Source organism: Nostoc sp. 106C (assembly GCF_002154725.1).
Lineage (GTDB): Bacteria > Cyanobacteriota > Cyanobacteriia > Cyanobacteriales > Nostocaceae > Aulosira.
In genome coordinates, this window is the sequence record NZ_MTAW01000013.1 from 79,160 (window position 1) to 89,154 (window position 9,995).

Genomic DNA, 9,995 nt, shown 5'->3' on the forward strand with positions numbered 1-9,995 from the left:
CAAATATTACTTTTATACTTCTCTTTAGTTTCACTTACAATTGCCTCAGATAGGCATCAGTCAACCCAACGTTGCGCTTCTTGAGGAGCGATCGCATAAATCTCTACTCGATCGCCAGCTTTTCTTTCCAGCACCCCATTACCAACAGCCACATATTTTTATACTTAAAAAGCCCTGATAAAAATTCAGGGCTTACTTTATGTATGCGGTTTATTAAATGCCAGCCGTAAAATTTTTGCCAGCGCTTTTCTATACGGTTAATCATCCCGGAATCGCTTACTTAAAGATAGTGGGGAAACTACCCATTGTTTACCCATTTTTCCTTGGGTAGTTATTTAATAAAGTCTTAAGATTTGTAGATATCCTGATACCATTTCACCTTAATAATGATACAAATACGCGCTTCAGGGTTTAGCATTGCTAAACCCTACAAAAATTTATGTGTATCAGGATTTTCGTGAATTGGTATGACTCTGTAACTTTGCTTTGTCCAAGCAAACCAATTACTCGCTATCCTTAACTTCGAGTTGATACATTCGCATTGAAAGATATTCACCCATCATGCGCCAGTAGTATGTTTCAGGTAATGGCGATACCCTAGAGCCACAGCGATAGGTTCTGTCCAATGCGGATTGCGTTTCCAAATTGCCTTCATCTGCACTCATCACTCTGGCTTGCTAAACACTTCACGCGATACACGATGTACAAGGCTTGAAGAAACATAGAATAGTGTGAATCCAATTAGAGGATGAAGCACCTCTAAATGAAGCGGAGTTTTGAGATGAATGCTGCAAAACTGAAGTCCAAGCAGCACAGGCAGACTGGCGGACAGTGAGCGGATTAAGTTAGAGAATGGAACACTCAAAGACCCTACTAGCAATATTAGCGACACTCCACTATACCCTCGCACAAGCCACACATGAATTTTCCACCAGGCAGGATCGCTGAAGTAGGCAATACCAACCGTCAATACCTGAGCAATTAAGCAAACGTTAAAGAGGATTGCAGTTGCGTAAAAACTACGTTTTATCCAGTTTTTAGCAGTAATATCGCGATTTATTTCTTGATTTACGAGCATCTTAAACTACCTGCTTGACTGATAAATTAAATGCTTCGTCCAGTGGAGAACGAAATCAATTTCTATACTAGGCATGACGGCCCATTGCGCCTAGTCCTCGAAAGTGTACTTTTTTCACAAGTCTCTTTATGGGTATTTGATGGTGGAGCCGATTATCAATCGTCGTCAATTAGTCAGTGTAGTGGGTTGCATTAGTGAAAAGTCAATGCCTGCCTTTGATGTACAAACTTTCACCGCTTGTTTAAAGTCATGGATACCATTTAACTAATAAAGTTGTTCAGGAATTTCTCTCATCGCGGATTCAGACTCCAGCACCCTCAACACCTTTTCCTCCAACCCCGTCAAATAAGCCCGCTTCAGCTTCCCCAACGATTCCAAAAACTTCTGCACGATTCCTCCAGCCCACTATAATACACCTGTGATATGCGTAGACGCTTTGCGGCTTGCCGTCAGGCATCGCATATCTCCTGCACCTGCTGGCAATCCTCCGCTAGGTACTCGTAAGACTTCAGATGCTTCAGTCCCACCGTTAGTTCGCCATCCCAAGTCCTCACGGTGCAACTGAAGTCATTCACTTGAGTGACAATTGCCCAACAAGCGCCTTTGGCCCTGAGTTTGGGATTGTCTTTGGCTAAGATTTGGCACACTTCACCTAACTGGTAGCTGTTGGGTACTTGGGTACGTTCCTAATACGGTTCGGTTAAATTCTAAGGGGTGTTAATTACAGAGAAAGTGAGTGTTTGCAATTTAGCTCTTGATTTTCTATGTATGGGCTTTTTGTTTGGCAATTTGGCTCTGGTTGTTTTGATATGACGAAGCGGCTACAACACTAGAGACAAAACGAGTTTTCTAGGCGATCGCCTACGACATAGGCGCATGACTAGCCTTATGATCGAATAGCCGCTGTGCAAGAGTACAAAAAATTTACTATTGTGCTTCACCAATTAGCGTAAATGCTGCCCAATCTCTGGGAGAAGGGTACTGTTTGATGGTAGACAGCATTGCCTGCCGTAGTGCTTGGGCTTTGTCTGGATTGTGCTGTAGATTTTGATAAAATTCTTTCATCAACTCACTAGTGGGAGCATCCGGTACTGACCAGAGAGATACAATCACGCTGGATACGCCTGCGGAGATTAAGCTGCCAGACAGTCCAATAACTCCATCTCCGGTAATTTCACCTCTGCCAGTCTCACAGGCGCTTAAGACAGCTAATTCAGCATTCAGTTTCAAATCGAGGATTTCATTGGCAGTGAGCCAGCCTGAGTCCTTACCAGCGGGTGCGAGAGCGATGGCTCCGCCAAAGCCTTCAGCTAACGCACTTTCCAACCCCTGTACACTATCAAATATTCCATGTGTTGCGAAATGAATTAATTGTGCTTGGGGCAGTAACTTGAGAATGGCTTCTTTAGTGGCAACTTTTCCTGTAATCGCTTGAGTACCAAACAACTGAGCTACCTCTTTGGCTTCTTCCTCAGCACCAGGAAGATTATCTAATTGCTGGGGTGGCGTTCCCATAAAAGGCATCACAGGATTGCCTACAACTACAACATTTCTTGGAACAGTAACTTTTGGGGGATTTTGAGCGCTAGAGCCAAGTTTGAAGCCAAGGCTCTGTTGTTTTTGATGAGTTAAAGCTAAAACCTGAATTGATGGCGCTGTAATAATTGTATGTTTTTCAATCAGGTATTTACCCTGCGGATCTTGTAAAGCGGCAAAAGGCACCAAAAACAGCGAATCGTGAGGAGTTGACCTAAATTGCAGTCAATTGCCGTCGGACAACAAACTCGATAATTGTCAGCAAACGTAGGGCTAGACTCAGTAAATTAATCAGCCCGGTAACTTGGTCGTCACGTTGCACAAACATGGGAGCAATGGAAACTGACGCACCCTTAAGGCGATGAAAACCACGTTCAGCAATCCATTCGTCTCGATAAGTCAGTACAGCTTGTTCAACTCCTAACATACTCTTGGGAGCATTGCTGACAAAAGCTCTCCAGCCAAAAGTTTTGTGAGTTTGGGCAATAGCAGTTTCATTGCGGATAACGATAAAACCTGTAGGTCGTTGATTTGTCGTTTACCACGACCTTTTTGTGGAGTTAACGCCATCAACTTCTGCTGTGCGTTGTGAAGTCGCTTCTCTAATCGGGTGAAACTGTTGCTTTGCAAGTGTTGATGAGTGAACAATCAACACCCTTTCTGGCCAGCATAGTAATGGCAATTGTTCATCAACAACCTCGACATGACGACACACCTCATAGCCAGTGGCGATAGTTGTTTCAAGGCAATCCAAGTCTGGGCTGGTTTCACTGTTGTGATGAACACTGGTTCGCTTGATATCAACAAGTGGAAATTTACCCATGACAGCATCATCTATCCAGCCAGCAAGCAGTTCTGGAGTTTTACCCACACGCTTATAATGGGCATAGGTAGTAATCTCCCTGAATATGTATGTTGCAGCGTGTTGATAGTGAACTCATTTTACAGTCATCAACAAACAACAACCCTTTTTTGTTCAACGTGGCAGCAATTTGTTGGTAGGCAGGAATGTACAACCCATCATCTGCTTGTTCTCCAGACACCACTTGGGTAACAAGGGGCATCCCCAATGGATCAATCATCTCCATCATCAGTTTTACTTGTGGTAGATTCGGGTCATCTTTGCTGTGTCCAAATTGGAATAAACCTGACTCGCTGATTAAATGGTGTCCACTGATTGTTGTTGCGTCTAAACGCACTTGCTCCACCGCTAAGTCTTAGGCTCGGATGGTGTTTTGCGTCAGAAACCGTTCTATTTCCAAGTTTCGGGCTTGCTTAAACGCTTCAACAGTATTCCTAAACGGTCATCTGTAAAGTCAGTTTCTCTAATTTTGATGCCGCATACTTGCTCTATGGTGTAGTGTCGTTGTTCTACCCATTCTCTTACACGTACTTTTCGGTGGTCGCCCTGTGAGATGATATATGATAACCAAATACAAGCTACCCATCCCCAATCTAGTCCTTCTTGTTTCCAGTGCCGTGGCAAATATTGGTTGAGGATTTCTGGCAGCCCCATTTTTTTCATCACCTCTAGCAGCAGAACAACATCATCAATTCTTTCTGAGATTATTTGTTGGGGTAAATGTGCCATTTCTCACACTTACCATTAAACCGTTACACCATACACAAGTTTCTTTCTGGCACGAGGGATGCCGAAAACGATCGCCTACGGTGGGCGGAACGCCATCGCCTGCTTAGATACTCTCCCTTATTTCACCTATTTCACCAAACTCATCCTCGATTGCGCGAACGGTAAGTTACAGCACCAAGATAGAGTAATTCGCGATCGTACTTAAGTCCATCTCGTTGACCTAGTAAATTACCAAACAGAAAAGTCCGAATGCAGTGATGGCACAAAAAGGTGGGTGAAATTTCTGTGACCAGTTGCGTTGCTTTTTGACAAATTTCGCTATCTGGAATTGCCCGATGAATTAATAACATATTAGTTTCCTCGTTACCACTTTTCTGCAAACGGGCGAATGATGTGGTCAAATGACCAGGTTGAAGGATGCTGATGAGCGATATGAAATACCTCTGCTGCGATCGCATCTGCATGGGCAAAGTATTCATCCCGCCTGTACTTCCAACCCTCTGGAGGTTCTAACCAAGCAGGGCGAGTGCGACCATCTTCACCTAACCAAGGCGCATCGATCGCCGCGTCAATAGTTACATACCCCACATGAATTCGTAATGGTCCCAGCTCGCGTGCTAAAGATTGGGCTAGAATCCGTTGTGCAGCTTTAGTTGGTGCAAATAAAGCGTAATTGGGCACTCCTCGAAGTGAGGAGGTATTTCCCGTCACAACGATCGCTCCTCCACCTGAGTCAATCATCGTCGGAACTAGCGCACGAGCCAGGTATAGGAGTGAAGTGGTGTTAACCCGAAAGTTACGTTCCAGGGCAGTTGGGTCAGCATCTAAGAAAGTGGCAAAGGTTTCAGAAACTGCATTGTGAACTAAGACTATCGGCTCCCCCAGATCGATACGAACGGATTCAATTGTCTGGGTTAGCGCATCCAGATTCCCCACATCACACACATATGCCTTGCTAGATTTAATTTCTTGCTCCAGTCGCTCTAACCGTTCCCGTTTTCGAGCTAGCATTGCCACTTTGTAACCATCTTGAGAAAAACGGCGGGCGATCGCTGCTCCGGTTGCGCCACCTACACCTGTAATCAGACAAATCTTCTGTTTCATGGGACTTTCTCCTGTATGGCTCCCGATGGGAAGCACAAATTTCTATGGACGGGTTTGTTGAAATGCTGGCTCGTTGCCCAGATCGAGAACAACCCGAGCTAGGGACGGCGCGATCGCTGCCGCATCGAGATCGGGGTGCAGCATTTGGGCATATTCAAAGGCAACAACAGCACTGATGGTGGCTAGATTCAACGGTGCTTTGCGGATCAATCCTTGCAAACTTGAAGCGGCATCCAGTGCTTGCAATCCGCCAATAGTTTGCAGGCGATACCTCTCGATTAAATTGGGCTGAATGCAATCTTGGGTTCGCCGAGCTTCAAAATCGCGGGCAGTTGTCTGCTCGTAGATTGTGGTTGAGATAGCGGCAAGTTGGAGCATCGCTCGGCGGGCTTCTCCAGCAGTTGGAACTAGCGATCTCTGAGTACCAACCAACTCATCTAGATAGTCAAGGATGACAGCGCTATCAATCAAATGCTCTCCACTGTCGAGTACCAGCACAGGCACTTTGCCAACAGGATTGAGTTGACGAGCACGTTCAGGATCTTTATATCCATTGAGATCGTCATGCTCATAGGGAATGCCAAGAGCAATTAATGCAGCAGCAACACGGCGCGAAAATGGTGAAAAGTAGGTTCCAATTAATTTCATTCCCACAGCCTCAAAGTATCTGTATATGACAATTTTCTTTTACTTATTAGTAAGTAAGCTAAAGGATAAAAAAAAGAGCTATCCTTTGACCACCATAATTAGGCGTTCAAGCATGGCTCGATATTCAGCTACATTCCCTTTTACACGGGATAGCAGCAGGCCGCCCTGTAGCGTTGAAAACACTAAAACAGCCATCGTCTCTGCATCTCCAGCAAACTTGAATGCTCCAGATTGCTGACCTTCAGTGAGGATTACCACTAAGCGGCTCTCATTTGCACGGTAAAAATTTGCAACTTGTTCTGTTAAAGAAGAATCTAGACTTTCGTTCTCTGCCCCAAGCATGGCACCTAAACACACTTTGTCTTGATTGCCACTCAATAATGTTGTTTCAAACAGAGCAAAGTAACGACGCAATTTAGTTTCTGCTGACTCAGGTGATGCAATGGTCTGATCTAATAAGCCTAAAACGTAAGCGCTGTATCGCTCTAGCAAGGCTGAAATCAACCCATCCTTTGTCGGAAAGTGATAGTGAATGCCTGCGTTGCGAATTCCTATTGCCTCGCTGATATCGCGGTAACTCATAGCGTTGACTCCGACTCGTTGAATCAAGTCTTGGGCAACATCCAGGATTTTGGTTCGAGTGTCTGCTGTATTCATCTTACTATCTTACTAGTAAGTAAGTTGGGCTGTCAACTCCAGATGGCATCACCGTGCCGAAACGGTATAAGTAACTGCCGATGCACAAATTTGCCTTTGTATAGAAATAGAGTTGTACGCCCTTAGCTGAAACCAACATGGCACTGAGTCTGCGGTATCTACCCTCAGAGCGAACGCTTGACATAGATTTTTCTCAATGCCCATCAAGTAATAATCATGAATCAATTATGTTCGGAGCGCTTTTAAGCCTCTTGAGTAAGAAACGGAATTAATTGACTTCTTTAAAGGCGCTGTTGATAAGGGTAAAGGCGAGGAGCGACCGCCTAACTTCCTTGCTCAGCACTGGCTTTTTCTCCTGTGTACGGCTTACGCGTGGGGGAGAAGAATGAAGTGAGAAGAGTTTGACACGCCGATTCCACGTTCTCCTAATAACGTGTAGTGCGACTGACCATGACCATATCTAAATATTGATGTGACTTGAATAAGTCAGGCGTATAACGACCAAGATCATAGCCATTATCAGGGTAGCGACAAAGTGAGGAACCAAAAAGCGAAGCTCTAGGTGGTCGGGTGCAGCGCCAGGTTGTGTTGGTGTTCGTCTGTAGCAGCCTGTCTTGGAAAAATTACTCGATTTGCTGGAATCTCCCAGGAAAGCCTACGGTAGTTATGCACTGAACCCTCCGTCAATCATCAGGCTTGCGCCAGTAATGTAACCGGACTCAGAACCAGCCAGATAAACGACCATCCCTGCAATCTCCTCAACAGTTCCATAGCGGGGCAGCGCCATGAACTGCTTTTTGAGCATCTGTGCAAACTCGCTGTCTGAAGGATTCATATCCGTAGCGATGGGGCCAGGCTGCACGTTGTTGATTGTAATCCCGCGCGGCCCGAGGTCACGAGCCAGCCCTTGCACGAGTCCTTGCAGAGCAGATTTGCTCATGGCATAAACACCGCCGCCTATAAATGGCATACGTTCGGCGTTGGTGCTGCCGATGTTGATGATGCGTCCGCCCTCTTTCATGTGCTTGACTGCGGCTTGCGTCGCAACAAACACGGCACGTACGTTAATGGCGAGGGTTCGATCAAAGTCCGCGAGCGTGAAATCGTCGATTGGAGCGATCACCAGTACGCCCGCATTATTGACGAGGATATCAATGCCCCCCAATTCGGACACCGTGCGCTCAACAGCGGCGACCACTGCACTGGCATCGGCGCTGTCGGCTTGGATGGCAAAAGCCCGGATGCCTAGCGCCTGCGCCGCCTGCACGGTCTCGTTAGCCTGATCGGGCGAGCTGGTATAGGTGAGGGCGACATCAGCACCTTCACTGGCCAACCGCCTAACGATGGCGGCCCCGATCCCGCGACTGCCTCCAGTAACGAGTGCGCGTTTATTCTTGAGTGTGTGGTTCATGTTCGACACCGTGCGATGAGAAATTGGCTAATTCGTTGTGTGTCGAATGGCACGCTTGTAAAGAGAAAATCGTTGAGGCAGCAGGGGTGCAGAGGAGCGGAGGAGCAGGGGAGAAAGGAGAAGTTCAAGGCATACGAACAGAAGAAAGGGAGCAACGCGAAAAAGTGAGATCGTCGTGAAATGATCTCTTGAAGCGGGGGTAGCTGGGGTAGCTGGGGGGGAAAGAGAAAGTTTTAGTAAGTTTTGCTACTAAAACTTTACTAAATTCACTTAATTTCTTTCTCTTTCCCAGCTTTGCCACCTCACTTGCATCGCGTTGCTCCCCAGAAGAAATAGAAATTCCCCCCCCTGCACCCCGGCCCCTTTGCAATCCTTACACTGCCTACCCTTCAGCTTAACAAGCGTGCCATTCCGTTGTGTGTCTAATCTTGAATAGACATAAGTAGCATTGTTGCACGAATGGGAAAAAATGGTAATTTTTACTTATTCCCTTCCTACATCTACTGCCTAGTGCGCGGTGCTGTCTAATGAGCTGTCACTTGCAATGAAGCGGGTCAATATTTGCAATTCTTTTAGCGCAAAGTAAAAGCTAAATTCACGAGAGAATAAGTTTTGGTCAAGCGTTGTTGCTTTACACTTTAGACATCTCCAAAATAGTATATTTTGGAGATGTCTCTTGTTTATTTTTGCTTATATGACAGTCGAGCGCCTTTTTTGTGCCATTTTCAAGCCATCGAACTCACGTTAAAACGACCATCATTAGTCTAAAAAGGAGTTCAATCATGCAGAACATCACGCTTGACACCATCCTCAAGCCGTTATTAATCATGGCGATCGCGGCAAATCTCACCCCCGGCTGTATGAAATTTACACGAGCTTGGTTCGACATTTGCATGAGTTTGTGCGTGAGGTGAATCTGACTGAGTCAGAATTGCAGCAAGGACGTAATTTTCTCAACTCTGCAAGTCATCACACTCAGGAGATCCCCACTGGAGAAATTCATCTGTTAACAGATCTATTAGGGATCTCAGAGTTGGTAGAATTGCTGCATGATGCCCATCGTGGTACAGAAAGCAATTTAGAAGGACCATTGTATGTGCCGAATTTACTAGAACGGCAGTTGGGCGATCGCTTGGGTATTGATCCAGAGGGTGATACGCTTTTCCTGTCAGGCAGGGTTTTAAATTTGAACGGTCAACCGATCACCAATGCTGTGATTGATGTTTGGCAGCCCAACTCCAAAGGATTATATGACATCCAAGATCCATCTCAGCAGCCGGGCAACTTTCGGGGACGTTTCAAAACGAACGAGAGTGGAAAGTACATATTTGAAACCGTGGTGCCAATAGGTTACAAGGTGCCAGTCAGTGGTCCATCTGGCGAGTTGTTGCGACTGTTGGGACGGCATCCCTGGCGGGTAGCTCACATCCATTTCAAAGTCAGTGCCCCAGAGTACACGTCGCTGACAACACAAATTTTTATTGCTGGCGATCCTCACCTGGATTCAGATACAATCTTTGCAGTGCGCTCAGCGATCATTGAATTACAAAAGCACGAAGCACCAGACGAACTCAAGGCACGGAATCAAAGTAAACCGTTTTACACAACGGAATTTGATTTTGTGTTGAAACCCGTTATTGAAGAAAGGCAGAGGGCAGAGGGCAGAGGGCAGAAAGAAATATTGTAAGCTTTTATACAAACATAAGTCCTCTGTGCTTCCGAAGTTTGCCCGAAGGGAAACCCTCCTTGCAACTTCTCTCTGCCATACGGTAAGACAGCCCCTGCTTTTAAGTATGGAGAAACATAAATGCGTAGCAACTTTATGAAATTCCTCTCCTTACGGAGACGCTGCGCGAACGCATTTATGCGTAGGGTCTCCTTCTGCCTTCTGCCTTCGTACTTGTGCCTTCTTAATCTGAACTTCCCCCTTTGACAAAATTCGTGTGCAATGCATAGCAAGGGTTGCAAGG

Annotated in this window: 15 protein-coding genes and 1 pseudogene; 2 read left to right on the forward strand and 14 right to left on the reverse strand. The window is 45.9% G+C overall.

All coding sequences use genetic code 11. The annotated features are described in order from the left end of the window. Nucleotides 1-503: 503 nt before the first annotated feature. From BV375_RS36435 to BV375_RS00465, 14 genes and pseudogenes are all read right to left on the reverse strand, one after another. Complete coding sequence (locus BV375_RS36435; RefSeq protein ID WP_166507336.1) at nucleotides 504-665, reverse strand: hypothetical protein; 162 nt, start codon at nucleotides 663-665, stop codon at nucleotides 504-506. Next, nucleotides 665-1,078, reverse strand: a complete 414-nt coding sequence (locus BV375_RS00410) for a DUF6220 domain-containing protein (protein ID WP_086756079.1) — start codon at nucleotides 1,076-1,078, stop codon at nucleotides 665-667. The genes BV375_RS36435 and BV375_RS00410 overlap by 1 nt, the downstream gene beginning before the upstream one ends. A 449-nt stretch (nucleotides 1,079-1,527) precedes the next feature. Beyond that, nucleotides 1,528-1,725 carry a hypothetical protein gene (locus BV375_RS37880; RefSeq protein WP_243713788.1) on the reverse strand — a complete coding sequence of 66 codons (198 nt, stop codon included), beginning with the start codon at nucleotides 1,723-1,725 and terminating at the stop codon, nucleotides 1,528-1,530. 280 nt (nucleotides 1,726-2,005) lie between these two features. Further along, nucleotides 2,006-2,812 (reverse strand): annotated as a pseudogene (locus BV375_RS00420) (CHAT domain-containing protein); the annotation flags it as partial. Nucleotides 2,813-2,828: 16 nt separating this feature from the next. Beyond that, a complete protein-coding gene (locus BV375_RS00425; RefSeq protein WP_086756084.1) occupies nucleotides 2,829-3,041 on the reverse strand; it encodes a hypothetical protein in 213 nt (70 codons plus the stop codon). Nucleotides 3,042-3,152: 111 nt separating this feature from the next. Then, a complete protein-coding gene (locus BV375_RS00430; RefSeq protein ID WP_086756087.1) occupies nucleotides 3,153-3,485 on the reverse strand; it encodes a hypothetical protein in 333 nt (110 codons plus the stop codon). Between the two features lie 4 nt (nucleotides 3,486-3,489). Continuing rightward, nucleotides 3,490-3,822, reverse strand: coding sequence for a hypothetical protein (locus BV375_RS00435; RefSeq protein ID WP_086756089.1), 333 nt, complete (start codon nucleotides 3,820-3,822; stop codon nucleotides 3,490-3,492). A 44-nt stretch (nucleotides 3,823-3,866) separates the two neighbouring features. Further along, on the reverse strand, nucleotides 3,867-4,205 hold the full coding sequence (locus BV375_RS00440) for a DUF4277 domain-containing protein (RefSeq protein ID WP_134075832.1): 339 nt from the start codon (nucleotides 4,203-4,205) through the stop codon (nucleotides 3,867-3,869). Nucleotides 4,206-4,345: 140 nt separating this feature from the next. After that, nucleotides 4,346-4,555, reverse strand: coding sequence for a hypothetical protein (locus BV375_RS00445; protein WP_086756092.1), 210 nt, complete (start codon nucleotides 4,553-4,555; stop codon nucleotides 4,346-4,348). 13 nt (nucleotides 4,556-4,568) lie between these two features. Further along, nucleotides 4,569-5,309: an SDR family NAD(P)-dependent oxidoreductase gene (locus tag BV375_RS00450; RefSeq protein ID WP_086756094.1), complete on the reverse strand. Its 741-nt coding sequence runs from the start codon at nucleotides 5,307-5,309 to the stop codon at nucleotides 4,569-4,571. 42 nt (nucleotides 5,310-5,351) lie between these two features. After that, nucleotides 5,352-5,957, reverse strand: a complete 606-nt coding sequence (locus BV375_RS00455) for a glutathione S-transferase N-terminal domain-containing protein (protein WP_086756097.1) — start codon at nucleotides 5,955-5,957, stop codon at nucleotides 5,352-5,354. Between the two features lie 78 nt (nucleotides 5,958-6,035). Next, nucleotides 6,036-6,614 carry a TetR/AcrR family transcriptional regulator gene (locus tag BV375_RS00460; protein WP_086756100.1) on the reverse strand — a complete coding sequence of 193 codons (579 nt, stop codon included), beginning with the start codon at nucleotides 6,612-6,614 and terminating at the stop codon, nucleotides 6,036-6,038. Nucleotides 6,615-6,618: 4 nt separating this feature from the next. After that, nucleotides 6,619-6,798 (reverse strand): hypothetical protein, encoded by a 180-nt coding sequence (locus BV375_RS35640; RefSeq protein ID WP_134075830.1) that lies wholly within the window; start codon nucleotides 6,796-6,798, stop codon nucleotides 6,619-6,621. Nucleotides 6,799-7,278: 480 nt separating this feature from the next. Then, entirely contained in the window at nucleotides 7,279-8,025 is a 747-nt protein-coding gene (locus BV375_RS00465) for an SDR family oxidoreductase (RefSeq protein WP_086756103.1), read from the reverse strand. Between the two features lie 782 nt (nucleotides 8,026-8,807). Here BV375_RS00465 and BV375_RS38540 point away from each other — a divergent pair. After that, complete coding sequence (locus BV375_RS38540) at nucleotides 8,808-8,939, forward strand: hypothetical protein (RefSeq protein WP_279432882.1); 132 nt, start codon at nucleotides 8,808-8,810, stop codon at nucleotides 8,937-8,939. Continuing rightward, a complete protein-coding gene (locus BV375_RS00470; protein ID WP_243713789.1) occupies nucleotides 8,936-9,712 on the forward strand; it encodes a dioxygenase in 777 nt (258 codons plus the stop codon). The genes BV375_RS38540 and BV375_RS00470 overlap by 4 nt, the downstream gene beginning before the upstream one ends. Nucleotides 9,713-9,995: the final 283 nt, after the last annotated feature.